We start from the raw sequence: 25,296 nt of genomic DNA, 5'->3' as shown, positions 1-25,296 counted from the left end.
GTTTCAGTAATTCCTGTTTCTTTCACAACAGAAAATATAGTCAACTTGATTGACTACTTTTCGCATAGTACAATGTATTTCGTACAAAGTCAACTAAGTTGACTTTATTTAAGGAGGTTTTATGTATGACTCAGGAAATCTTTAGTGAATTGGATCTGACAACACTTTTATCATTATCCTTTAGTACATCAATTAATGAACTACATGATAGATTGCGTGAATTAGGATTTGCAGATATTAGACCTGTACATGGTTTTATGTTTAAGTGTATTGCTCCAAACGGAGCAACAGGTATAGAATTAGCCGAATATTTAGGAATTACGAAGCAAGCTGTAAGTAAAATGGTAGACTATCTTGAGAAAAGTGGTTATGTAATTCGCGAAAATCATCCCACTGACAAGAGAGGAAAAATCATTGTTTTGACTGAGCGAGGTTGGTTAGCAGTGAAAGCAAAAGAAGAAATACTAACTGAGATTGAGCAACGTTGGATTGAAATCATAGGTACTGAACGACTGCAGATGCTCAAAGATGATTTAACAACACTTGTATATAAAGCAAATGAAGATAAATCTACTATGAGATCAAGACCTGTCTGGTAAGTGTATGGTGAAGATTTGGTGTATGCTGCGATTCATCAAACCAAAAAGGGTAGAAGACTTAAAGATCTGTCTTCTACCCTTTTTGAAAGCTGATTATCTGCAGCATACATTTAGTATTTGTTCTGGGAAATTACTACTCTAAATACCCTTTGACTAAGCCCAGCGGCAATGGCTTGGGCTGCTCGCAGCTGGTTACCAGTTGAGCATATTGCTTAGAATCGGAACTTGTATGGAATGCATGCATGATCTCAAGTACGTGATTGGCGAGTTCTCCGTTTGCACGAGGAGTCTCCCCCGTGTCGATGCAGTGTGCCATATCTGCTACTCCTATGCCTCTACTATTATCTGCATAATTGTAGATAAGCGGGATCTCTTGGAATTCCGAGCTGTGTGCCGGGCGTAAAAGGATCGGCCCTCCAAAGTTGTTAGGGTCCGGTACGATCAAGGTTCCTTGCGATCCGTAGATTTCGATCCTCGGTAAAGTACTGTGCCAAACATCAAAGCTTGTAATCATGGTTGCCACAGCGCCACTGTCAAACTCAATCGTTCCAGCAACATGTGTGGGCACCTCTACATCAATGACTTTGCCAAACTTTTTGTCGCTCGTGATCGTTCTATGAGCAAAGGAGGTTTTAGTGATGCCGCATACTGTTTTAGCTGGGCCTAGCAAAGATACTAACGCAGTTAGATAGTAGGGTCCCATGTCAAACATGGGTCCTCCACCGGCTTTATAATAAAATTCTGGATCAGGATGCCAGCTTTCATGTCCATGACAAAGCATAAAGGCAGTTGCTGCCACCGGCTCCCCGATATAACCATCCGCAATCAGCTTACTGCAGGTTTGCAGACCGCCTCCAAGGAAAGTATCTGGTGCGCAGCCAAGGTACAGGTTCTTTTCCTTCGCCAGACGAACTAGCTCAGTGCCATTTTCAAGGGAAAGGGATAAGGGCTTCTCTACATACACATGCTTGCCAGCTAGCAAGGCTTGCTTGCACACATCAAAATGAAAATTAGGCGTTGTTAGATTAACGACTATTTCAATCTCTTCCGAAGCAAGTAATTGTTCTGTCGTCCATACATGAGGAACGCCATATTTCTCCGCCGCTTGCTCTGCACGACCTTTATCCAGGTCGGAACAAGCATAAACCTCAGTATTAACGAAAGTCCCGTTCAAATTTTCAAAATAAATGCTGCTGATGTTACCGCAGCCGACTATACCTACCTTCACTTTGCGCAAGATCATTCCCACCTTATCTCAGTTTTAGTTAGCCGCCCACAAAAAGCCTTTTCGCATCAGTTCCTTGGCTTCCGGTATATCGAAAACGTCTGCATGATGGCCAAGTGAATTATAGAAAACCTTCCCTTTTCCCCATTTCTTCGTATATACAACGGGCATCGTGATGACACCATTTGCTGAATGCTCACCCTCACTCATTACAAACGTAGTTGTTGCCAAGACATCCACTGCAGGATCTACATGTAAATAATATTGTTCCGATTTCACCTTGAAGTCTTGGATGCCCTCCACAATGGGACTGGAGCCAGAATGCATGATATTAACTTCGTACTCTACCCCATCGTTAAATGGATGTGCTACCCATTGTGACCCGGTCAAAAATTGCCACTCTGTATTGTTACGGAAAGAGTCGCACATCCCTCCATGACAACCGGCAATTCCTACTCCAGAAGCTACTGCCTTCAGAACTGAGGATACCTGATCATTACTGATTTCTCCCATGGTCCATACTGGTACAATAAGGCTTAAATCCGTAAGCTTATCTACACTGTTGAAGCTATCCAGCGTATCAGACACTTCAACTTCAAAGCCTTCAGCCTCTAGAATGCCAGCAAAAATTGCGGCTACTTCATTTGGTTCATGCCCATCCCATCCACCTTTTACAATCAATGCTTTCTTCGTCATCCTGCAATCTCCTTTTCCTTTATATATGTAATCAACCTTTCGTCCATCTGATGAAATTGTAATCCAGATCAAAGAGGTGTGCTCGCCATTTCACTTGTAGGAATGGTCATTTTTTGCTAAGTTTTAGAGGTGAACCTAAAATTCAAACCACATGAACAGGAGATCTCATGAAAGCCTTTCACGAAAATAGAACTTACCATTCGACTTTCCCCTTCACTGTAATAATGTCTAATGATATTGATTTTCTAGCCCACTGGCATAACGATCTTGAGATAGTCTATGTATTTGAAGGTTCAATTCGGATGGGAATTAACTCCGAAACGAGGATCTTGAAAGCGGGAGATATGGCTATATGCAGCAGCGGAGACATCCACTACTATGACAGTAAAGACAGCAGCTCCAAGATAATGATGGTAATATTCAATCCTTCATTAATCGGCTTTCCTGGTGGATGGCCTTTGAATGTGAGGCTGACTTCCCCATTTATGGAGAAACGAGCTATACGAGAAGAAGAAGTGCGTTTCAACAACCGTCTTTCTCAGATCCTGCAGGAACTTATGGACGAATATAATCAGAAGCTGGAATATCATGAACAGGTAATCATTGGCCTTTTGCACGAGTGGAGCGGACTCATTTTACGGCATGTTCCCTTGGATAAGATTAATCCACAGAAAGATAAAAGGCGCATCACTAACATGAAGATTATGCAAGGGGTTCTTGAATACCTCGACGTCAACTACATGCATCCCATCACACTTGCTGACGCCGCAAGGCAAGCCAATATGAGCCTCTTTTATTTCTCCCGCTTCTTCAAGAGTCTTTCGGGTATGAGCTATATTGCATACCTTAGCAACATCCGAGTCAACCAAGCAGAACAGCTGCTGCTGACCACAGACAAATCCATTTTAGATATCGCACTGGAATGCGGTTTCACTAATATCCGTACCTTTAACAGAGTATTTAAACAGATTAAACAACGGACTCCAAGTGAATTACGTTAAGAGATACATGGTCCGTTATCTTATTAAGCAAACAAAAAACCGATGATCTTTTGGTTTAGATCATCGGCTTTATTTTAATATTCGAATGCACAAAGACGGCGAAAAGGTCTACGTTTAAGTGACAAGCTTAACCAGTCTTCATTACTGAGCTCCAACTATTGGATGTGGAACATACAACTCTTCAAGGAATGAAATTTCTTCAGGTGATAATTTCACCGCCAGAGCATCTACTGAATCTTCGAGCTGAGCAATTTTCGTCGCGCCCACAATTGGAGCAGCTACAGAAGCTTTTTGCAACAGCCATGCAAGTGCGATATGAGTACGTGGTACGCCTCGTTTCTCTGCTAACGACGCTACTCGCTCAACAATTAATCGATCTACATCAGCGGTTGAATCATACTTTGATTTTTGAATGAGATCGGTTTCGGATCTGCGTGTTGTTTCCGACCAATCGCGAATCAATCTTCCTGATGCCAGAGGACTATAAGGAGTTACCGCAATTTTTTGATCCTGACAAAGCGGCATCATTTCCCTTTCCTCTTCTCGGTAGATGAGATTAAGGTGATTTTGCATGGATACAAAGCGAGTCCAGCTATTTTTCTCGGCCACATGTAATGCTTTTTGGAATTGCCAAGCATACATAGCAGACGCACCGATATATCTAGCCTTTCCAGACTTCACTACATCATGCAAGGCCTCCATGGTTTCTTCAATGGGTGTGTTATAATCCCAGCGGTGAATGATGTAGAGATCCACATAATCGGTCCCAAGTCTCTTCAAACTGTTATCTATTTCGCTCATAATAGCTTTTCGAGAAAGCCCACCACCATTAGGACCTGGACGCATCTGGCCCCAGACCTTCGTGGCAAGTACAATTTCATCCCGATTCGCATACTCCTTAAGCGCACGTCCGATAATCTCTTCACTGGAACCACTTGCGTAAATATTAGCTGTATCAAAAAAATTGATGCCGAGCTCAAGCGCTCTTTTAATGATAGGACGACTGTTCTCCTCATCGAGCACCCATTGGTGCCCTCCAGGCAGCACTTTTCCAAAGCTCATACAACCAAGGCAAATCCGAGAGACGTCCATTCCCGTATTTCCAAATTTGATATATTCCATAAAGCAAGCCTCCATTTCTATGTTTAAATGAGTTTTAATTCTTACAGTGCTTCAAACCATTCATCCGCTACAGCTTCAAACCATTCTGTTTCGCCTGGAGTCATAGCCAAATGAACGAACCAACTATCCTTTGTCGCGCCATGCCAATGTCTCACATTAGCTGGAATGTTGACCACATCACCTATTTCGAGCAATTGAGCAGGTTTTCCTTCTTCCTGATACCAGCCATTTCCACCAGTGACTAACAGAACTTGTCCAACCTGATGAGCATGCCAGTTATTGCGTGCGCCTGGAGCAAAGGTTACATTACCAATTGCGGTATTAAGCGGCTTCGGATCTGTAAACACCATTTGCAAATAAGCGTCACCCGTAAAGTTTGCTTTAACCTTTTCCCCTAAAGGAAAAATAGTGCTGCTACTAAGTTGTTCATTTTTCATCGTTGATTCCTACTTTCTGCCTATAGTTAATGATTATTAGTGCACTGCGATCCTCTTACTCTCCCGCTGGAAAATCAGTAGAAGCTGCCAGTTCAGTCTGCTTCTCATAGTCGGCAACACGAGCTTTGAGGGTCGAAATCGTGCTAGCCAGTGCATGAGATCCAAGTATTATTCGTATCGGTGCCGGTTCTAATTCAACACTTTCTATGATTCGGGCAGCCATCCGCACTGGATCTCCAGGAGCTAAACTCTTAGAAGCGTCCAGCATGTTCAAAAAGTTATGTGCTGGGTTGCCATCGTATTCTGTCATGAGTTTCGTTACCTGTGCGTTCCCATAACGGAACTCGGTACGGGCTCCTCCCGGCTCCACCAATGTAATACCGATGTTAAAAGCTTCAACCTCCTGAGCAACGGACTCACAAAAGCCCTCTATCCCAAACTTGGTCGCATGGTACATCGAATTTCCTGGGAAGGCGACCTGCCCGCCATAGGAGGAGATCTGAATAATACGTCCACCACCCTGAGTGCGTAAATGCGGGAGAGCTGAACGAATAAGCTGGATGGACCCCGTTAAATTCGTGGCAATGATATGATTAACCTCGTCGTCAGAGAGTTCTTCTGCAGCCCCAAAAAGGCCATAACCAGCATTGCTTATGATAACGTCGATACGTCCAAACTTTTCAAAAGATCTATCGACAAGATTTCGAATGGCTGGAAAATCGGTCACATCTAGAATCTCGCAACTGAAGGTTTCGGGATACTTCTCAATGAGGTCAGCGACCTTGCTTTTGTTACGAACAGTACCGATAACCTTATTGCCCTTCTGAAGAAGCTGTTTCGTCATCTCATAACCAAAACCACTGCTCACACCGGTGATAAGCCATGTGCGATTGTTCATAATCATTTCCTCCTAAACTTCTTATTCCGATTTTGCTGCTGGAATACTTAGCACATGAGTAGTTGTAACCAATATTTAATACGCATAATTACAATAATGATCACATGTCTATTATTATAATCGGATTAAATTTGGTGCCAATTGTTAATTTGATGCGATTTGTACATTAATAAACAAAACCATCGAAATTGTTTATTTCCTACTGCGTATTCGCGATTCTTTTATATAAATTTATAAACAGATGTCCCATTGATGAGCTCGTTATAGTATGTTATATAATGAATTCTTACTCTTTTGTTGATGAATAAAGAAAGTTCGGTGAGTAAATTGTCTAAAGTCGATAGAAGAATCTTAAAAACACAAGAAGCCTTGAAGACAGCAGTCATTGAACTAATGACTGTGAAAAATTTTGATGATATAACCCTTCAGGAACTCTCTGATAAAGCAAACGTGAGCCGTGGTACTATTTACCTTCACTATATGGATAAGTATGATCTTCTTGATAAGCTTATCGAGAAGCATATCAATGAACTTCGTGAAAGATGTGAAGCAGCCTCTGATTTGGATTTTGTAACGGGGTCTGTGATTTGGACGGAATACTTTGAGAGTAACTATGCCTTTTTCTCCATGATGTTAGCTAGCAAAGGAGCCCCTTTCTTCCGGAGTCGTTTTCTGGAATTTCTTATAGAAGAGTTCAAAGACGAAGTGGATATCACAAAGAGTAAAAACGAAGGATTAAATAAGGATTTAGTCGTACAATTTGTAGCTTCTTCGTATGTAGGTGTAGTTGAATGGTGGTTTACGAACGAAAGACCAGTAACCTATCAAGTATTAGCAGAACAGCTGGGAGCCTTATTGGAACGAAATTGTACAAATAACCCCTCATCCTAAAGGATGAAGGGTGACTTGGAAAATAGTAACTAGTTTGCGAAATGTTAGCCTATTTCGATCTTTCTTAGAAACCATATTTAGCTTCTTCAGCCTCTCGAATTTTGGCATAGGTCTCAGAGAGTACATAGGTATCTTCCACTAAGCGGTCTATACGGAATAGCACATCATCATTTACTATTTCTTTTCGATAAAAATCCTTCTCTTCTATAAATACATACGTTTGAACAATTTGCGCTTTCATATAGGCTAATATCGGTTTCAATTGCTGCTCAGCTACCAGATAGTGACGTGAAGATCCTGCCGTGACGAGCATACTTACAACCTTGTGTTGAAATGCTTTTTCGGGCGCTAAATCGAATATATTCTTTAGTGTTGCTGGGATGGAAGCTTGAAATATAGGCGTTCCGATTACGATAACATCTGCTTCCATGATCGTTTGAATTACGTACTTGGTGTCCCCTTCGTATTCCAGATAATTGCGACCATCACTGAATTGAACATCATACTCCGCCAGATCTAGAAGCGTAACTTCTGCATCTTTGTATTTTTCATGAAACGAATTTATTGTGTAATTCATAGCGATTCTGGTTTTCGATCCTATCTTTGACCCTGATAATGCTACAATTTTCATAATTCTGACCTCCTGGAGTTTATTTTTTTGCCGTATATTTTTTAATAGCTGGTAGAATTTCAGAACCAATTAAATCTATGTTTTTCATTAAATTTTCAAAAGGTACGCCACCAAAATCCATTTGTGCGATATATCGTTGATGGCCGAAGAGTTCATGTTGATATAGAATTTTTTCAATGATTTCCTGTGGGCTGCCAATATTCATAACATCGCGGGGATCGGCTCCTTGAGCAAACGCCTGTTTAGGAAAACCACGTCCATTGGTTAATTTCATTCCTTCGTTTATATATGGATAATAGGCTCTTTGTGCCTTCTGTGTCGTTTCATCCGCGTAAAAGAATCCAGCAGTCGCTACAGGCAGCTTCGACGGATCGAATCCGTTCTGACTTGCAGCTTCACGATAAGCATCAATGGATCTTTTGAACAAGACAGCGGGACCCCCTAAATGGGCCAAAAACATAGGAACACCTGCAATGCCTGCTTTGATCGCACTGGCAGAAGTCCCACCTACAGCTCTCCATATCGGTAAGTTTCCCTCAGGACGGGGGAGGATTCTTGCATTTTTGAGAGGGTTACGAAATTCTCCCTTCCAATTCATAACTTCGTTTTCATTTATCTTTAATAACAAGTCGAATTTTTCTTCAAATAATTCCTCATAATCATTAAGATCATAGCCCAATAGTTCATATAACCCCACTCTAGAGGCACGGCCAGCTATTATTTCAGCTCGACCATTTGAGATCAAATCAATTGTAGCGAAATCTTCGTACACCCTAACCGGATCAGAGGTGCTTATAATCGTAGATGAGCTACCTATTTTCATTTTCTTAGTAGCCTGTGCAATAGCTGACAGCACAACGGTATGCGCCTGAGTAGCAAAATATTCTTGATGACTCTCTCCTACACTAAAAAAATCAATTCCTGCTTGCTCCGCTAATTGAGCCAAGTCAATAATTTCACGTATGCGTTGTTTGGCAGATATTCGGCTCCCAGTTTCAGGGTTCGCTAGATGATCACCTAATGTATAAAGTCCAAACTCTAAGCCGTTGTCTGCATTGATCCGATATTGTTCCATGATTATCCTCTTTTCTTTAAGAAGTAAGAATTCATTTATGATTTGTCGATTAAATATAATTAAGTAAGTCACTATAATAAGTATAGTTAAGTGCTTGCATAATGTCAAACTAATGATCCTGTTAAGAAAAAACTACTCGATTTAAGCCTTGTGCTAAGAATCCCCTTTTCTAGAATGGCTGTTTGCAAGCCCTATAATAATCTCTATATGGTATATTTAGCATATTGATTTCGTAATTAACGTGATGAACAATTAAAGGAGAGTTACAATCATGCACAACCGCCGCTTCATGAACGTATTACTTATTCTTTTCTTATCGGCTTCCAATTCGACTCCGATCTTTGCATCGGCTTCGGTTGTACCGAAGTTATCCGATTCTATCAAACGTTCTGTAATCCAACCCTCCGTCACAATTAATGGCATAAACTTTTCCTTTCAAGATGAGTTGCCTACGTTAATAGAGGGAAAAACGTTCGTTCCAACCCAACTTTTTGAGCATCCCGACATACAAGCCGATATTACGAAGTTTATAGATAACCCTTATCCACATGTGTTTATTTCACATTTTAATGGAGCACTTTCTATTTATCCGGATAAAAGTGATTATATGTATAGCGATTACAACGAAGAGATAGAGGATTCTGATGTCTGGATCGATTGGAAGAGTCCTACACCTTATCTCTCCGGCAGTGATATTATGGTTCCATTGCGTGCTATTGCCGAACGAATCGGGATCTCCGTTGATTGGAATGTAGCAACTAGAACAGCGATCATTACCACGGATGATGACTTTCGTGCTGAACTCGAATCTCCTGAGGAGTGGGAAGATTGGCTAGGAATGAAGCCTATCGAGCTGGATGATCCCTCAGGAGAGGCAATAACAGAGCAGGAGTTAACTGAATTTGCTATTTTGAGCGGACTTTCAGTTCTGGACTCTCGGATTATTGATAAATATACAGCTGTACTCTTACATATCGAAGAGGAAGATGGCGTAGAATCGCTTACGTTGAAATACGTCGATCGTTTAAAAAACGGGAGTTTGGACTGGAGTATGGATTTAGGCATGGGGGATGATGGAGACGACGTCCAAGTCAAGAGAAGCGGACAACTCGTTAGTGTCGGTATGTTCGATCAAGGTCTTAAGAAGCAATTCAGTCATTTCGAGGTAAGTTACAAAGTTCATGATAAGAGATTAACTCACACCTTTGATATCGCGGGTAAACAAGGCATGTTTTTTGACATTCCTGAGGAAGTGACAAGCGGTGAGATAACTTTCTTTGGGAAAAACGGGTACACATTCGAAACGTATTTCTGGTGAGTTGACTAGCTTAAAGAAACGTAAAAGGTACCCTAGTTGGGTACCTTTTACGTTTCTTTACCGCTGGCCGATCCATTATGCTGTATTGCGAGTCTAACCAGTATCCTCGCACCATGACCTAGCATCGCTTCATCGATATTAAACTGTGGCTGATGGATAGCATGGACTATTCCCTTCTCCTTATTACCGCAACCAATAAAGGCGAAGGCACCAGGAACTTTATCAAGATACCAACCAAAATCCTCACCAGCCAGACTTGGCTGCTCCAGCAGTATTACCTGGTCCTCTCCTAGAACTGCACGGGCTGCGTGAAGCACCTGCTGAACCGCTTCCGCGTTGTTCACTACTGCAATTCCTTCACGCAGCTCCAGCTTGTATTTCCCTCCGTAAGACTCAGCTATAGCTGCAGCATGGCGCTGTAAACCATTTGTAATTGCAACTACCGTCGTCTTGGTAAACGCTCTGAATGTTCCTGTCAGTTCACTGTGTTCAGCGATCACATTAACAGCAGTACCAGCCTGCAACGTTCCGAAGGCCAACACCGCCGCCTCCTGCGGATCGATTCGATTAGCCATCATTCCGTTAATCTCTCCTATATATCGTGCCGCCATCTGGATCGCATCTACAGCTCTGTGCGGAGCACTATGATGACCGGATGTCCCCTGAAATTCCACCTTAAAATGGCTTGACGCTGCCATGGCATCATGAGGGTGAATACCAAGCGTTCCGACCGGAAGCTCTGGCATGACATGTAGCGCGTAGGCATAGTCGACACCTTCCAGCACGTTATCCTCAATGAGATCGCGGCCGCCTGAGAGTAATCTTCCATCAAGCGGACTCTTGTCCGCGCCTTCCTCAGCTGGCTGGAAGACGAAAATGATCGTACCCATCAATCGTTCCCGGAAGGCTGCCAAGGTTCGGGCAGCCCCCAACAGCATAGCGGTATGGGCATCATGGCCACAGGCGTGCATGATGCCGTCATTGACTGACTTGTAAGGTAACTCATTGCACTCTTGTATCGGCAGGGCATCCATATCTGCCCTAAGAAGAAGAGTGGGCCCACTATTGCCATTGTCTGCTAAGCCTTGCAGGAGGCCGACCACCCCCATTCCGAAATGTTTACCGACATTTCTACGTACTTTGATCCCCCACTCCTCTAACAAATCTGCTACTTTATTAGAAGTGCGGACGACATCATACAGTAGCTCCGGATGGGCATGCAAATCACGACGGTATTCAATCATTTCATCCTGCAGCTGACCGGCGTAATGCATCATCTCCGCAATATTCGAGTTTTGGTGGATTGCGAATACTGGATCAACCGTCAAATTTGCCCTGCTGGCTGAGAAGCTTTGGAATAACGGTTCTCCGGCAACGGTATGCCGAGGTTTCCACGCAGCGTGTCACTTTCGTATTCAGTGCGGAACAAACCCCGCTCCTGCAGAATCGGTACCACCCGATCGATGAATTCCTCCAGTCCGTTAGGGACGGCAGCCGCGATCATAAATCCATCTGCCCCACCACTCTCAAACCAAGTTTGAATCTGATCAGCTACTTGCTCCGGTGTGCCAATGAAGCTGCTGCGTGGGGTAGCCGATTGCAAGGCGACCTGTCGAAGCGTCAAGCCTCTCTCCTTCGCATCCTTTTTGATTTTATCCGTGCCGCTCTGAAAGCTATTGCGCCCCAACTCGCCAAGCTCAGGGAACGGCTCATCCAGTGGATATTGCGAGAAATCATGATGCTCGAAGAATCTGCCTAAGTAGTTCAGTGCATTCTCAATCGTTACAAGGCCAGCAACCTCCTGGTATTTGCGCTCTGCCTCCTCCGGCGTGTCACCGATGATTGGAGCAATTCCAGGGAAGATCAGCACTTCATCCGGATTCCGGTCAAACGAAGCTACCCGTGTCTTAACATCGTTATAGAATGCTTGGGCATCTTCTAGCGTTTCGTGTCCAGTGAAGATAGCATCTGCTTCCTTGGAGGCGTAATTCTTACCGACTTCCGAGGATCCTGCCTGAAATACGACAGGCTGCCCCTGTTTCGAACGAGCAATATTCAGCGGCCCCTTCACAGAGAAGAACTCTCCTTGATGGTCCAGGGTATGCATTTTTTGTGGATTAAAGAATACACCTGATTCCTTGTCTCGTACAAACGCATCATCCTCCCAAGAATCCCATAGTCCGCGTGTCACCTGCAAATATTCGGTGGCAATGCGGTAGCGCTTGCCATGGTCAGGATGCTCTTTTTTGCTGTAATTTGACGCAGAACCTTCCAGAGGTGAAGTCACCACGTTCCAGCCGGCCCGGCCGCCGCTGATTACATCCAGTGAGCCGAATTGACGCGCTACGGTAAATGGTTCACTGTACGAGGTAGACAAGGTACCAACTAAACCGATGTTAGTGCTGACGGCTGCGAGTGCGCTAAGAATAGTCAGCGGCTCAAACCGGTTAAGGAAATGAGGAATGGACTTTTCATTAATGTACAGACCGTCTGCGATGAAGATCAGATCCAACTTGCCTCCTTCTGCCTTCTGTACCCACTCTTTGTATAATTCAAAGTTTACACTGGCATCTGGTTTGGCATCTGGATGGCGCCACATCGACGTACTGCCCCCTACCCCATGCAGCAGTGCACCCAGCTTCAGTTGTCTTGGTTTGGTCATGTTCATTCCTCCTAAAAGTTTTGTGAGCATAAGCTTCCTTGATTTCACTTCATGCAAAACTGACTTCGGAAGCAATCATTGCACAAACGATGCATTAGCTGCGCCCTGTTTGATTCGCTCGATCTGACCAAGATGTCTCTCCACATGTCCAGTGAAGCCGTGTACGATATCGGAAATTTTCACGGTCTCCCCTTTGAAATTAATTCCGCTTTTCTCCCAATCTTCTTCGCTAAGCCTTTCAAACAAAAGGCTGTTATAGTAAAGCAGGCTGCGGAACAGCTCCAGATTGTCGGAAGCATTGCCGCTGTTGGCGTACTGACCGCTGACCCAAGCATCCTGATTGAAGACTGGAAGCTGTGCAGTCGTAGCAGCGAGAATATCACGAATGCGGAACGAAACTACGATGCTGTGATCAGCCAGATGAGTCAGTACCTCAGTCACACTCCAACTGGCGGGTTCTGCCTTCCATTTCAGTTGTTCCTCCGTTAACCCGGCGGTCGACTTTACTAATTGATGATACGTCCTTAGATAATCACTGATTTGAACTCTGCTCATTAAATCCCCTCCAATATATGACTTGTTCGCGAATGATCCGGTGGTGCGAAACGAGATAACGAAAAAGGCTGGATGTTATGAGTTGTAACTCCACCGATCGCTATGTCAGCCAGTATTTCACCCACAACACTAGAAAATTTAAAACCATACCCCGAAAACCCTCCAGCTATCAGCACATTGGAATGGAGCGGATGGCAGTCTATAATGAAATCTTCATCAGGCGTATGCTCATATTTACATGCAGAACCTTTTAGCAATCGACCAGCTGCACCGGGCATGTAAGACTCCAGTACCTTGCGGAGGTCACCCTCATCGCTGGCTTCACTTCCGAACGGGGCAAGCTGTGTACCCGGCTTCCATTCCAGCCCTGTATCATGCCGGCCGATCTTTAGGCCAGCTCCATCAATGCTGGGAAATCCGTAATAGCCACCTTCCTCTGCTCCTAACGTAAAGCCAGGGAAATTACCAGCAGCAAAAGCAGGGGAGCTCTCAAACCAGCCCACAACTTTGCGGATTGCTTTAATTGGCAAATGTACAAAAGGTGCCAATTTGCCAAACCAAGCTCCGGCACTAAGAATAGCTGCCGCTCCGTGATAATCGCCATTTGTCGTATGAACCGTAACGCTGCCTTCGCGAGCGGTGACATTCACTACTGGAGTGTTCGTCAACAGTTCCGCACCATGTCCAAGGGCAAGCTGACGGTAGGCGGAAATACAGCGTTCGCTGTACAAATATCCGGCATCTGGTTCATACATTGCCGCGAATGATTCTGGTATGTTCAATGCCGGCCAGCGCCGCCGAATCTCTTCGGCATCCAGATGATGGACCTGCACCTTCCGTTTCTTCGCTTCTTCGAGACGACCGTTGAAGGAATACACTGCGCTATCCGCGAGATTCAAGACACCTGAGCGGACAAGGAGTTCTGTTCCGCTCAACTGTTCCGCTTCTTTCCATAGTGTATCTGCCCGTAAAGCTAAATCAGTGTAGGCGGGGTCACGCTGTAAGCATGCCGGATCAGCCGGGATTCCCCGTGATGGCTGCCCTGTGTATGTGGAGGATCGAAGGTATCCACTAGTAGCGTCTTCACTCCGCGCCTCGCAAGATTGTAACCAGCGCTCATGCCCATCGAGCCTGCGCCTATGATAATTACATCGTAACTTTTATGTTCAGCTATAATTCTGCACCTCCACCGGAATTGTAGTACTCAAGGGAACGTACAGCCGCATCCGCAAGGAAACGTGCTGCCACAGGGAGTGCCTGTTCATCCAGATTGAAAGCTGGATGATGCCATTCTTGGCTTCCATCAGTACCTATAAAGACGAACAATCCGGGTACCACGTGCTGATAGAAGGCAAAATCCTCTCCGGCCAGTGAAAGCTCAGGTTTGACCGCTCGGTAGCCAAGAGCTTCAGCCGACTCTACCCCTAACGCCGCTAAGGCGGCGTCGTTGATAACCGGAGGCGGCCCTTCGATCCAGCGGACAGTGGCTTTTGCTCCAAGAGCAGCTGCCACACCAGTCGCCACTTCCCGAAAGCGGTCAAGTACTTTGCTGCGCACCGTTTCATCAAAGGTACGGATTGTACCCTCAAGCACGGCTTTTTCGGGGATGATATTCCATGAATTTCCGCTGTGAATCTGCGTCACACTGACCACCGCACTTTGTAGGGGACTGACATTGCGACTTACAATGGATTGAAATGCAGTCACGATATGCGAAGCAGCTACAATCGGGTCTATCCCAGCTTCTGGAACGGCAGCATGAGAACTGCCACCCTGCACTTCAATCACAAACCCGTCAGCCGCTGCCATTAAAGGGCCCGCCGTAATACCGATCGTTCCGACTGGCAGTTCCGGCTTGTTATGCAGCCCGATTACTGCCCGGACTTCTTCTAGCGCCCCGCTAGCAATGATCCGCTGTGCCCCTTGCGCCTTCTCTTCAGCCGGTTGAAACAACAGGCGTACCGTTCCTAGTAACTGACCCTCTCGCTGCTTCAAATGATAGGCGGCACCGATCAAGGCAGCCGTATGGAAATCATGTCCGCAGGCATGCATTTTGCCGGGATACAGCGACGCATAAGCTGCTCCAGTTTCCTCCTGGATTGGCAAGGCATCGATATCTGCGCGCAGCGCGATGACCGGACCGGGCTGCTTGCCCCCAATTTCTGCGATCACTCCGGTAGACAGACCGTAATCTACGACCCTGACTCCTGCCTGCTCCAGCAGGGAAATAATATATTTTGTTGTCTCATATTCTTCGTTCGACAGTTCCGGGTGCCGATGCAGATGACGGCGTATCCCGATTAATTCTTCTCCAAGCGCTTCCGCACTCAGCTCTTTAGCTTTACTAGTCATATACAGTCACCCTCCTTTAAACGATTTCCCGTGTGATCCTGATCCGCCCGCTTATGCCTCTGCAGGCACTTCAGCGATTGCTTCGCTCAGTAGCTCAAAGGAGCGGAACCGTTTGTCAAAAGGCTGCACATTCGTAGTTATGATGAACTCCTCAACACCGGATGCCTCTGAAAGTGCCAACAGCTGTTCACGTACAGAGTTCTTTGTTCCTTTGGTAATCTCTGGTTCCAACTCTTCAATCGTATAGGTTTCATTGCTCTGGCGGGCAAACTCCTCCGCCTGTTCCCGGGTTCCAACGGTTAGCTTCTTCCCGCTTGCCAGCTGAATCCGAATCAACTTATGTGCGCCCGCCAGTTCTTTCGCTTCCTCTTCGGTCTCAGCCACCACTAGTGCTAAAGCGATAATTGCTTGCGGTTGTCTGCCCTGTGAAGAAACAAAACCGCTGCGGTAAGCACGAATAGCATCTAGCGCTACTGTCTTATCGCTATTAATAAATAGGGAGAACACATAAGGTAATCCAAGTTCAGCAGCAATCTCTGCACTGCCTACACTCGCGCCAAGCACATACAGCTCAGGCGGAATACCAGGAAGGGGACCTGCCTTCAACCCAGCCAGCGGGTGGTTTTCTTCGAGCCGGTTATGCACATATTTCTCCAGCTCGATGATTTTGTCCGTTAAGCCAGGGGATTCGGTTCTTTCCTGCTGAAGCGCTTGTGTGCTGCGCGGGAGTCCACCGGGAGCGCGTCCCACTCCGAGATCCACTCGGCCAGGAGCCAGTGTAGACAGCACATTGAAGTTCTCCGCCACCTTGTACGGACTGTAATGCTGGAGCATGATGCCACCGGAGCCAATGCGGATGCGCTCTGTTTTGGCCAGCAGATGTGAGATGAGTACTTCTGGAGAAGAACCGGCTACCTGCTCAGAGTCATGATGCTCGGAAACCCAGAATCGATGAAATCCAAGCTCCTCAGACAGTTGTGCCAGCTTAATGGTATGCTGGAATGCTTCCTCTGGCGTTTCTCCCGGATAGATCGGACTTTGATCAAGTACGCTGATTGTAATAGCCATTGTTTTTCCTCCTATATGGAATAGTTAAATTCAGGTGTGATTCGCTTCAGGAACTGCTTCGTTCTTTCTTCGCGCGGATGATTAAACAGCTCTGTCGGAGTTCCTTCTTCAACAATGACGCCTCCGTCCATAAAAACCACATGATTCGCCACATCACGAGCAAACCCCATTTCATGGGTGACTACAATCATTGTGATGCCTTCCTTGGCAATTTTTCGGATAACAGCCAGCACCTCACCCACTAGCTCAGGGTCCAGCGCCGATGTTGGTTCGTCGAACAATATAACCTCTGGCTCAAGCGCCAAGGCGCGGGCAATCCCTACACGCTGCTGCTGACCTCCGGACAGCTGACTCGGGTAAGCATCCAGCTTGCTGGCAAGACCAACCTTTTCAAGCAGTGCAATACTCCGCTTTCTCGCTTCGTCCTTCGGAAGCTTTTTGACAATTAACAGCCCTTCCATCACGTTCTCCAGCGCGGTTTTATGACGGAACAAATTGTACTGCTGAAATACCATTGCCGTTTTTTGCCTAAGCTGATGAATCTCCTTTTTGCGGGCATGTTTGCAGTTCACTTTGAAATCGCCAATGGCGATCTCTCCGCTGCTTGGCCTCTCCAGATAATTCACGCAGCGTAAGAGAGTCGTTTTGCCTGAGCCACTGGGGCCGAGAATGACGACAACCTCTCCCTTCGTCACCGTTAAATCTATATTGTTTAATACCTGATTCCGACCGAATGACTTCGAAATTTGCGCAAGTTTGATCATGCTACTCCACCTCGATTGTACAGATTAATCCTTTTCTCAATGACCGACGTCACGCGTTCGATCAGAAATGTTAGTGCCCAGAAGATCAGTGCTGCCGCCAGATATGCCTCAAAAAACTTCCAGTTCGTTGAAGCCACAATCTGTGCCTTAGCATTGATATCCACCACCGAAACCGTAAAAGCAAGGGTAGATCCGTGCAGCATACCGATTACTGAATTCGAAAGATTAGGCAGACTTGCCGCCAGCGCTTGAGGAAAAACAATCCGCTTTAGTGCTTGGGGCGTAGTCATACCGATAGAGTGGGCCGCTTCTAGCTGACCACGATCCACAGCGAGCAGACCGGAACGGACGACCTCGGACATATAAGCTCCAGCAGTAATCGAGAATGAAATATAAGCAAAACCGATCATCGGAATCGAAACCGACCTAAAGCTCCAGCCGAAATGCGCCGCCAGACCATCAATCAGCACAGGAAGCCCAAAATATATAAGCAGCAGATGCGTCAGCATCGGTGTCCCGCGGATGAACGTAACATAACCGACGGCCAGCGGATGCAAGAGTGGAACTTTGTATAGCCGGATCAAGGCTACAGCCACTCCAATCACAAAACCAATCAATACAGAGACAACGGTAATATATAAGGTCGTAGGAATTGCACTTAGAATTTGTACCAGAGCAGTCCATATAAACGATGGGTCCAGTTTCATAATCCGGTGCCTCCTTTGCCAGGTCCCAGTTCTGCAATGATGCGTCGGTAGGACCAGCTTTTGTTGATTTTAAACAATTTTTTCTCAGGCGTATTTCGTCTTTCATGCCGTAGCAGATGGTGTTCTGCTACAAGCAGCAGCTTCTCAATCGTAAAGCTGATGACCAGATAGATAAGCGCAAGCGCGATATAGGTTTCAATAAAATGCTGTGTTAAGCTGCCAAGCGTCTGAGCCTTACCTGACATTTCCATCACCCCGAGGGTAAAAGCTAATGACGTATCTTTCAGTAGTGCAATTACTAGATTGGAGAATACCGGAACAGCTATACCTAGCGCTTGGGGCAGCACGATTCGTGTAAAAGCTTGAAACCCCGTCATCCCCGCAGCATATGCAGCCTCCACCTGCCCCTTATCCACCGCCATCACAGAAGCCCTAATCATTTCAGACATGTATGCTCCCGTATGCAGACCGTAGGTTAGAATAACAAAGACAAGTACTGGAGTTCGGGTCATATCCACATGGACCAGCTTCATGATTTCAGGCAGACCATAATAAAACAAGAAGAGCTGGATAAGAATCGGAGTTCCCCGAAAAAAAGAAATATAGATTTCCGAGAGGGTCTTTAACACAGGCACTTTATAAAGTCTTGGCAGAGCTACGAGAAAGCCGACAATAATTCCTGTCAGTAGAGAACAGGCGACAATCAGAAGCGTGGTGCTTAAAGTCCCTAGTAACTTAGGCAAAAACGAAAATACAAAACTGATATCAAACTGTGCGCCCATATATTCCCTCCCTTCCCGTGCTCACCGGCTCAATCATTTAACCGAATCCGCTGTAACATCCGCACCCAGCCATTCCGTGCTCAGCTTACCCAGTGTTCCGTCCGTCTTCAGCTCTTTAATCGCACTGTCAATCGCATCTGACAGCTTTTGTGAATCGGCATCATCCTTACGGAAAACATAGAGAATGTCCGCGGAGGACAGCTCGTCGCCCGTAGCTTTTAGCTGACTCTGCGGATCAATGATCGGCAGGACAAAATCTGCAGCCAGCGTAGCGTCCACACGCCCAGTACTAATCTGTGCGACGGTATCATTCGCTGCACCGTTCTGATACACGATATTAATCGCATTGTCGTGCTCTTTATTGTAGTTCTCCAGAATTTGCGCTTGTGCGCTTGTCGCACCGACTAATACCTTTTTTCCTTTAAGATCATCCAGTGATTGGATCGAGTCATTATCCTTCGCCACTACGATGCGGTTTCTCCAGTGGGCATAGGCTTCTTTGTTAAAAGAATATTTCAACTCCCGCTCCGGATTTTTCTCCATGACATGGGCAACCAGGTCGATTTTTTTAGTTTCCAGACTCAGCAGTAAATTGCTGAAATCCATGGTTTGAAACTCGAATTCATATTCAGGCAGCTGCTTATCGATTTCTTTGAGCAGTTCCACATCAAAGCCTGTAAGCTTGCCGTTCTCATCTATGAAGCAGACCTTCGGAAAAGCAGTACCCGTGCCTACGATGATCTTAGTTACCTTTGTCGAACTATTTGCCGTTGCCGAAGCTTCGGCTGCATTTCCATTTTGACTACTGTTCGAACTGTTATTTCCGCAACCTGCTATCGCCAGTGTCAATAACGATGCAATTACTAATGAAATGGACTTTTTCATTGTTCTATCCCCTTTGAATGATTTGTGGTTTATCTATGAGTGTTTTTTTCATCAGATACATAATGCCGTCACCATTCTGCTGATCCAGTTCCAGAAACCGTTCATATCCCCGGCGTTCATACATTTGAACTAACCATGGGTGCTTCTTCGCCGTTGCCAGCGTGACCGCAGCCGAACCCAATTGTCCAGCAATAATGTGCTCTTCCACCCAATCCAGAAGCTTTCCACCATAACCTCTGTTACTGTAATCCGGATGAGCAGCAAACCATTTAATAAAAGGCAGTGGGCTAATCTTCTTAATCTCTTCTTCTTTTGAGAGTGTTATCGTCGCAACTATCGTTCCATCAACTTCAAGCACATAACACTCATTCGTAGCAATATTGTCTTCAATAAGTGCCAAGTCAGCTGTAGCCGCCGGCCAATGCAGCCCGAGCTCACGAATCAGCTCATACGCTCGATATGTAACCTCAAGCAAAATCTCCGCATCTTGCAGTTCTGCCAGTCTGTATGTCTCACTCATCGCAAGCCCTCCATCCTTCCGAAATTAAATTTATAATTCCTATCGAAATAGTCGTCATTATATGCAATTAACTTTATCACTGCATGTGTCCATGCGCTAATAGAGTTTTTTAATACATCTATACAATTAGTCGATCTCCCGTTTTACCAATCCCGAGTTCAAGTAGAGTTTCTATGAATTCAGCGTTCTCCCCATTTAGTGAAATCAGGCTGGTACGTAAGGAGATGCCTTCCGTCTCCGCAATATCCACCCGTACTAACGTCCCAGCTGCTACTTCCTCTTGCACACTAAGTGCCGGAAGGAAACAGATACCTGCTTTTTTCAACACCAGCTTCTTGGCTGTCTCCAGGTTATCCACCTGATATTCAATTTTCGGTGGCTGTTCCATGCTCTCAAATACACGATGCAGTCGCATCCAATCCAAAGACCCGCATTCAAAAAAGACTAACTTCTCCTGGCGAATATCTTCCAGCGATGTACGTTGTGCCTTAGCTAAGCGATGCCCCTTCTCTACATATAGCGAAATGGGGTCTTCGCAGAAAGGAAAGGCTTGAATGGCTGGATTTACGACCTTACGGATAAAAGCCAGATCTAGCTCTTTCGATTTCAGCTTATCAATCAATACTTCCGTAGAAGCTGTCGTCAGCTTGATCGTGATATGCGGATACCTGCGCTTCAAATGAAGCATCAGATGCGGCATTAAATAATTGGATACCGAGACAGTACTGCCGATCCTCAGTTCATTTGGAATATGCCCCTTGGCCTGAACCTGATATTTACCGTTCTGATAGATCTGGAGAATCTGCTGGGCATAGGGAAGAAATTGCTTACCTTTATCCGTTAGGCTAATCTGCTTACCTAACCGATCAAACACTCTGCAATCCAATTCCCTTTCGAGCGATTGAATCCGTGCCGTAACTGTCGGCTGAGAGATATATAGGACTTCGGCCGCTTTATTGAAGCTTCCATAATGGTTAATGTAGACAAAAGCCTCAATATTTTCAATGTTCATCCCTAATCCCCCTAAACTAATATTAATTTTACTATTCCGATGAAAAAACAATGAAATAGAACGATGCTTTCCTATAGATTTTGTTTATATCTTATGCACCCCCCTATTTTTTGTCAACTTAAATTCCGTGTAAAATAATCGGATTTTCACAAAATTTCATTCATAAATGATTAATAATTTAAAATTCGAAACTACAGAAGCTATAGTGAATCCCTTTATAATCGACTGTTATGTTTATTTCATATAGAGCTTTTCTATTCATTTATCAAAATAATAAAATACCCCTTATATAACTCGGAATTATCGTTTATAATGACTTCATTCGTATGAACTATACATTAACTGAAAGGGGATCGCGAGATTATGTCACAAAAGATTATTATCCGTGAAGCTGAGAATAATGACCGTGATGCCATCGCTGAAGTGATACTGGACGCTTACCACCAATACTCGGAAATTATGCCCGAGCCGTTGTGGCTAGCGTACCGGAAATCACTTCTTGAATCTGTCCATGGCGATGCCCCGATTATGCGGATCATCGCTGAAATCGACAAGAAAATCATTGGTAGCACACTCTTGTTTAGCTCCTCGGAAACGGCTTACGGTAAACCAGAGTTAGGCATTCACTCCCCTATCCTACGCCTGCTTGCCGTATCCCCATCCGCTCGCGGCCTCGGTGTTGCAACCCATCTAATTCACGAAGCTGCTAGGAGATCTCGTGAGTTAGGAGCCACCACTTTAAATCTGCATACCTCAGAAATGATGGCTTCAGCAATCAAGCTCTACTATCGCTTAGGCTTCAAACGGGCGTATGAGACCGATCTTATGAACGGGGAAACCCTGGTACAGGGTTTCCAACTAGACCTACTAACATCAGTCCGTAATACAGCAGGATAATTATAAAATTCGAGACAGACTAACTCGATGAATATAACGCATTCTTAAGCATTGTCTTGAAATTATAAAAAAGAAGCCTCGGGAAGCTTCCAATGTTCTTATGTGATTATTGCGGCGAACTTCCGAGGCTCATTTAATTTCCTTTTTTATAAGTAATTTCTTTAAAACTCACAGTGATATCGCCTTCAGTATCTGCATCATTCATGCGATGATCTAAAATTACAGTTGCGCTGGAGGGGATGGACGAAAAGCTAGCCCCCTTCTGCTTCTTCTTTACATCATAGAGATAATAAGAAACATTCTTAATCTTCAGCCCTATAGTATCCTTGTACAAAAGTTCTACGGAATAGGATTTTATCACAGCTACATTAGCGTCCGTCCATCCTACAACTTCAACGGCTGCATCTTCATGGTCGCTTTCAGTCTTAATAGAGCTGATGGGAAGCCCATCCTGATTATAAAAATTAATTTTTTGTGGAGCGATTTTCAAATAATCGATGTCGATGTCATGGATTCGGTTTTGGTTCATCTCTGCTGTATCCATCCAGGCAATCGTGCCCGCCGGGTTCCACTTTATTTTCTCAGAAGGTACATACTGCTCTTGTGGTAACGGCACAGTACGTAGCGAAGCTCCATTATTATCATAAAAGGTTAATTGGCCGCTCTCATCATCATGTACAAATCTCTTAAAGGTTGGTGAAAGAAACAGGGATGGCGCACCGGTCGTCGAGTGAGGGATTACCGGATATTTTAGAAGATGCACATCGTCCTTTCCTTTCCTCAGATCAAACAACCATACATTGCCGAGGTAACTTTGCATAAATAATATTTGTTCATCCGCATTCCACTGGAATTTATAGATGTAGTCAGAATCATCAGAAAGCGGCCAAAAGTCTTCCCGAAGTCGCTCAATATCTCCTGTAACAACATTATAAGAGGACAAATGATATTTCCCAGCTTCTTTCGTCAGATCCGATTCCAGAAATAATAGATGATCCTCGTCCAACTTGATTAGCATATTATAGTTGTTCATAAATGCATTGTTCCAACGGTTATCGGTATCGATCAGCTCATCGCTCCATTTCACCATCACCTCATCCGTAGCAGGATCATGGGCTAGTAAAGCGTTAACTGCATTATGGTCGCCATAGAAAAAATGAATGGTGTGATATAAGATTCCTTGTAATTCAACCACTGCCCCACCGTTTAATAGATAGTTATTTTCGGTTATGCCAATTGGTTTAGCCACCAGTTCTCCATTTGAGCTCCGTACTGCATTAAACTCCAGACCCTTAAAGTTTGCTTCCAAGAATATAAGCTTTTTTAACTCGACAGTTGATTCCTTAGTAAGTGTATAGCCTGTGCTTGTTTCGTTCACATTCATTAACATGCCTTGCTCGCTTGTTTCGTTAATCCATAGATGAAAGGCATATTTAGTATTATTTGAAATTAGAACAATATCGTAGTTAGGCGTTGCGGTATTTAAATTTCCTGGTATTTGTACAGCGGTACGGATGGCTCGGACGAAAGTTTCTATGCTTTCATGATCTATGTATTCAGCCTTTATGTTAGCATTCACTGAACCATGTGCTAGAGATTTCGCTACTGTGATTCGCTTGATTTCTTCGTCAATTTTTAGATTATCGGCTTCTACTTGTTGCTCATTGGGTTGAAATAAGTCAAGTAAAACTACTTTTTTTGTTTCCGGCAGCTTGTAATGTCCATTTTGTCCTAATTTGGTGAAAAGACCATGATTCTCGTCCATAATCCAGAATGAGAACTTTTCGTTATCTTTATTCTTCAATTCAACAGTAGCTTCATAATCAGGTGCTGCAATATCAAGCTTGGCGCTGTCATACTCAGCAGTATGTATGGCTTCATTGAATTGTTCTATTAAATTATTGTCCGTTATGGTGATGGATTCACCGCTATCGTTCTGGATTGTTATGGAATTAACAGAGCTCAGATCGATCAGGGTTTGATTCACTTTATCCTTATTCCCTGTATTGAAACATCCAACAATGATTACTGAAATGACTGCTAAAAGGGCTAGTAGATTTATCTTTTTCATATAGGCTCCCCCTTCGTATTCTCTCTTCTTTAACGCCAAATAGAGGATAAAGTTGCAATAAATGAGATTAGCAATTGGATCAGATTCTTATCCTGAACTAAGTAACATTGTTTGTAGCAATAAAAAAAGCCACCGTACAGGCCTGTTCTCCTGTAAGGCAGCTTCTCTTTTATCCCAAAGGTTGGATGAACTATTTAATCATTATCACTACCATGTTCAGACCCGAAAAGCCTTTAAAAAATTCACAGCCTGGCGGATATCTTCCTCTGGATTAGTGCCAACTTCCCGTTCTATGGTCAGGAAACCTGTATAACCGATGTCATTCAGCGCTTGCAGATAATTGTTCCAGTCGACAGAACCTGCTCCAAGTGGAACTTCACGAAACGCCGAGCCGGTCTCGGCCATTTCAGCCATCTTCTCATGGTCTAATGCGGGTGCTTCATAACCATATTGACCGTAAACATCGCGCGGATCGATATCGGCAAGTTTGAGACCATCTTTAGCATGGGTGTGTACAATGTAGTCTTTTAGTGTATGAACACCTTGCACGGGATCATCACCAGTCACCATCACCATGTTGGCCGGGTCAAAATTAACAGAAACCCCTTTGGAACCCAAACCGTCGAGGAACGTCTTCAGACGCGCAGCGGGTTCTGGCCCAGTCTCAATCGCAAAGTAAGAATTCATCTCATGCGCGTATCTGCTTAGTTCCTCACAGGCGATGTGCATGGTTTCATAAATTTTACTGGTGTGGTCAGAGGGAACAATACCGATATGTGTAGTTACGATATCTGTACCTAGCTCCTTGGCCAGCTCCATAATGCGTTTGGACTTTTCGATTTTGGCACGGTTCTGTGCAGGGTCCTGAAATCCATGTCCGCCTAAATCTCCAACGAGGGCAGAGATTTCGAGACCCAGTGAAGCGATGTATTCCTTCCATTCACGGCGGGCTGAAGGAGAAAGGTTAGCGGGATCAAATTCACCTTGCACCGCATAAATCTGAACTCCATCAGCCCCTGCTTCTTTTGCCTTGCGCAACCCCTCTTTTACTCCGACCTGAAAACTGTCTACGATAACGCCGATTTTGTTAGTGATAATTGGTTTAACCATGGTAATAATCCTCCTTTA

At 44.7% G+C, this 25,296-nt stretch carries 27 protein-coding genes; 5 read left to right on the top strand and 22 right to left on the bottom strand.

The features are described from left to right. The first annotated feature begins 125 nt into the window (after window positions 1-125). A complete protein-coding gene (locus tag MKX41_RS08255) occupies window positions 126-599 on the top strand; it encodes a MarR family winged helix-turn-helix transcriptional regulator (protein WP_340969498.1) in 474 nt (157 codons plus the stop codon). A 133-nt stretch (window positions 600-732) separates the two neighbouring features. Here MKX41_RS08255 and MKX41_RS08250 read toward each other — a convergent pair whose 3' ends face one another. Further along, on the bottom strand, window positions 733-1,836 hold the full coding sequence (locus tag MKX41_RS08250) for a Gfo/Idh/MocA family protein (RefSeq protein ID WP_340969497.1): 1,104 nt from the start codon (window positions 1,834-1,836) through the stop codon (window positions 733-735). 24 nt (window positions 1,837-1,860) lie between these two features. Then, entirely contained in the window at window positions 1,861-2,520 is a 660-nt protein-coding gene (locus MKX41_RS08245; RefSeq protein WP_340969496.1) for a ThuA domain-containing protein, read from the bottom strand. Window positions 2,521-2,687: 167 nt separating this feature from the next. On the opposite strand from MKX41_RS08245, the gene MKX41_RS08240 reads away from it, so the two are divergent. Next, the gene (locus MKX41_RS08240) at window positions 2,688-3,521 is read left to right on the top strand and encodes an AraC family transcriptional regulator (protein ID WP_340969494.1); all 834 of its coding nucleotides are present in this window, start codon (window positions 2,688-2,690) and stop codon (window positions 3,519-3,521) included. A gap of 141 nt (window positions 3,522-3,662) precedes the next feature. Here the strand turns inward: MKX41_RS08240 and MKX41_RS08235 are convergent, their stop codons facing one another. The 3 genes from MKX41_RS08235 to MKX41_RS08225 are packed head-to-tail and all read right to left on the bottom strand — an operon-like array spanning window position 3,663 to window position 5,978. Next, complete coding sequence (locus tag MKX41_RS08235; protein ID WP_339271403.1) at window positions 3,663-4,643, bottom strand: aldo/keto reductase; 981 nt, start codon at window positions 4,641-4,643, stop codon at window positions 3,663-3,665. Window positions 4,644-4,684: 41 nt separating this feature from the next. After that, entirely contained in the window at window positions 4,685-5,080 is a 396-nt protein-coding gene (locus MKX41_RS08230; RefSeq protein ID WP_340969493.1) for a cupin domain-containing protein, read from the bottom strand. Window positions 5,081-5,135: 55 nt separating this feature from the next. Next, window positions 5,136-5,978, bottom strand: a complete 843-nt coding sequence (locus MKX41_RS08225; protein WP_340969492.1) for an SDR family oxidoreductase — start codon at window positions 5,976-5,978, stop codon at window positions 5,136-5,138. A 327-nt stretch (window positions 5,979-6,305) separates the two neighbouring features. Between MKX41_RS08225 and MKX41_RS08220 the strand changes: the two genes are divergently transcribed. Then, window positions 6,306-6,869 carry a TetR/AcrR family transcriptional regulator gene (locus tag MKX41_RS08220; RefSeq protein WP_340969491.1) on the top strand — a complete coding sequence of 188 codons (564 nt, stop codon included), beginning with the start codon at window positions 6,306-6,308 and terminating at the stop codon, window positions 6,867-6,869. Between the two features lie 64 nt (window positions 6,870-6,933). Here MKX41_RS08220 and MKX41_RS08215 read toward each other — a convergent pair whose 3' ends face one another. Next, window positions 6,934-7,500 (bottom strand): NADPH-dependent FMN reductase, encoded by a 567-nt coding sequence (locus MKX41_RS08215; RefSeq protein WP_340969490.1) that lies wholly within the window; start codon window positions 7,498-7,500, stop codon window positions 6,934-6,936. A gap of 19 nt (window positions 7,501-7,519) precedes the next feature. Further along, complete coding sequence (locus MKX41_RS08210; RefSeq protein WP_076299756.1) at window positions 7,520-8,575, bottom strand: LLM class flavin-dependent oxidoreductase; 1,056 nt, start codon at window positions 8,573-8,575, stop codon at window positions 7,520-7,522. 271 nt (window positions 8,576-8,846) lie between these two features. Here MKX41_RS08210 and MKX41_RS08205 point away from each other — a divergent pair, with 271 nt between their 5' ends. After that, window positions 8,847-9,893, top strand: coding sequence for a stalk domain-containing protein (locus MKX41_RS08205; RefSeq protein ID WP_340969489.1), 1,047 nt, complete (start codon window positions 8,847-8,849; stop codon window positions 9,891-9,893). Window positions 9,894-9,940: 47 nt separating this feature from the next. Here the strand turns inward: MKX41_RS08205 and MKX41_RS08200 are convergent, their stop codons facing one another. From MKX41_RS08200 to MKX41_RS08140, 13 genes are all read right to left on the bottom strand, one after another. Next, the gene (locus MKX41_RS08200; RefSeq protein WP_340969488.1) at window positions 9,941-11,221 is read right to left on the bottom strand and encodes a M20 metallopeptidase family protein; all 1,281 of its coding nucleotides are present in this window, start codon (window positions 11,219-11,221) and stop codon (window positions 9,941-9,943) included. After that, window positions 11,218-12,555 (bottom strand): LLM class flavin-dependent oxidoreductase, encoded by a 1,338-nt coding sequence (locus tag MKX41_RS08195; RefSeq protein ID WP_340969486.1) that lies wholly within the window; start codon window positions 12,553-12,555, stop codon window positions 11,218-11,220. The genes MKX41_RS08200 and MKX41_RS08195 overlap by 4 nt, the downstream gene beginning before the upstream one ends. A 75-nt stretch (window positions 12,556-12,630) precedes the next feature. Next, window positions 12,631-13,110, bottom strand: coding sequence for a DinB family protein (locus MKX41_RS08190; protein ID WP_042188306.1), 480 nt, complete (start codon window positions 13,108-13,110; stop codon window positions 12,631-12,633). Beyond that, a complete protein-coding gene (solA, locus tag MKX41_RS08185; protein WP_340974842.1) occupies window positions 13,110-14,135 on the bottom strand; it encodes an N-methyl-L-tryptophan oxidase in 1,026 nt (341 codons plus the stop codon). The genes MKX41_RS08190 and solA overlap by 1 nt, the downstream gene beginning before the upstream one ends. Beyond that, window positions 14,084-14,236, bottom strand: a complete 153-nt coding sequence (locus MKX41_RS08180) for a hypothetical protein (RefSeq protein WP_340969483.1) — start codon at window positions 14,234-14,236, stop codon at window positions 14,084-14,086. The genes solA and MKX41_RS08180 overlap by 52 nt, the downstream gene beginning before the upstream one ends. 44 nt (window positions 14,237-14,280) lie before the next feature. Continuing rightward, window positions 14,281-15,462, bottom strand: coding sequence for an amidohydrolase (locus MKX41_RS08175; RefSeq protein WP_340969481.1), 1,182 nt, complete (start codon window positions 15,460-15,462; stop codon window positions 14,281-14,283). 51 nt (window positions 15,463-15,513) lie between these two features. Further along, entirely contained in the window at window positions 15,514-16,530 is a 1,017-nt protein-coding gene (locus MKX41_RS08170) for an LLM class flavin-dependent oxidoreductase (RefSeq protein WP_340969479.1), read from the bottom strand. An 11-nt stretch (window positions 16,531-16,541) separates the two neighbouring features. Beyond that, a complete protein-coding gene (locus MKX41_RS08165; RefSeq protein WP_076286779.1) occupies window positions 16,542-17,294 on the bottom strand; it encodes an amino acid ABC transporter ATP-binding protein in 753 nt (250 codons plus the stop codon). Then, entirely contained in the window at window positions 17,291-18,001 is a 711-nt protein-coding gene (locus MKX41_RS08160; protein ID WP_340969477.1) for an amino acid ABC transporter permease, read from the bottom strand. The genes MKX41_RS08165 and MKX41_RS08160 overlap by 4 nt, the downstream gene beginning before the upstream one ends. Further along, window positions 17,998-18,783: an amino acid ABC transporter permease gene (locus tag MKX41_RS08155; RefSeq protein ID WP_042188294.1), complete on the bottom strand. Its 786-nt coding sequence runs from the start codon at window positions 18,781-18,783 to the stop codon at window positions 17,998-18,000. Before MKX41_RS08155 ends, MKX41_RS08160 begins: the two co-directional genes overlap by 4 nt. A gap of 33 nt (window positions 18,784-18,816) precedes the next feature. Next, the gene (locus MKX41_RS08150) at window positions 18,817-19,668 is read right to left on the bottom strand and encodes a transporter substrate-binding domain-containing protein (protein ID WP_340969476.1); all 852 of its coding nucleotides are present in this window, start codon (window positions 19,666-19,668) and stop codon (window positions 18,817-18,819) included. 4 nt (window positions 19,669-19,672) lie between these two features. After that, entirely contained in the window at window positions 19,673-20,188 is a 516-nt protein-coding gene (locus MKX41_RS08145; RefSeq protein ID WP_339271382.1) for a GNAT family N-acetyltransferase, read from the bottom strand. 118 nt (window positions 20,189-20,306) lie between these two features. Then, window positions 20,307-21,200 (bottom strand): LysR family transcriptional regulator, encoded by an 894-nt coding sequence (locus tag MKX41_RS08140; RefSeq protein WP_340969475.1) that lies wholly within the window; start codon window positions 21,198-21,200, stop codon window positions 20,307-20,309. A 363-nt stretch (window positions 21,201-21,563) separates the two neighbouring features. On the opposite strand from MKX41_RS08140, the gene MKX41_RS08135 reads away from it, so the two are divergent. Next, window positions 21,564-22,097 carry a GNAT family N-acetyltransferase gene (locus MKX41_RS08135; RefSeq protein ID WP_340969474.1) on the top strand — a complete coding sequence of 178 codons (534 nt, stop codon included), beginning with the start codon at window positions 21,564-21,566 and terminating at the stop codon, window positions 22,095-22,097. Between the two features lie 133 nt (window positions 22,098-22,230). On the opposite strand, the gene MKX41_RS08130 is transcribed toward MKX41_RS08135, so the two are convergent. Beyond that, window positions 22,231-24,168 carry a hypothetical protein gene (locus MKX41_RS08130; protein ID WP_340969472.1) on the bottom strand — a complete coding sequence of 646 codons (1,938 nt, stop codon included), beginning with the start codon at window positions 24,166-24,168 and terminating at the stop codon, window positions 22,231-22,233. A gap of 216 nt (window positions 24,169-24,384) precedes the next feature. Continuing rightward, complete coding sequence (locus MKX41_RS08125) at window positions 24,385-25,278, bottom strand: sugar phosphate isomerase/epimerase family protein (RefSeq protein ID WP_076299742.1); 894 nt, start codon at window positions 25,276-25,278, stop codon at window positions 24,385-24,387. Between the last annotated feature and the right edge of the window lie 18 nt (window positions 25,279-25,296).

Source organism: Paenibacillus sp. FSL R5-0475 (assembly GCF_038004585.1).
Classification (GTDB): Bacteria; Bacillota; Bacilli; order Paenibacillales; family Paenibacillaceae; genus Paenibacillus_AQ.
Note: the sequence above shows the minus strand (reverse complement) of the source record. Positions and strands in the feature narration are given on the sequence as shown.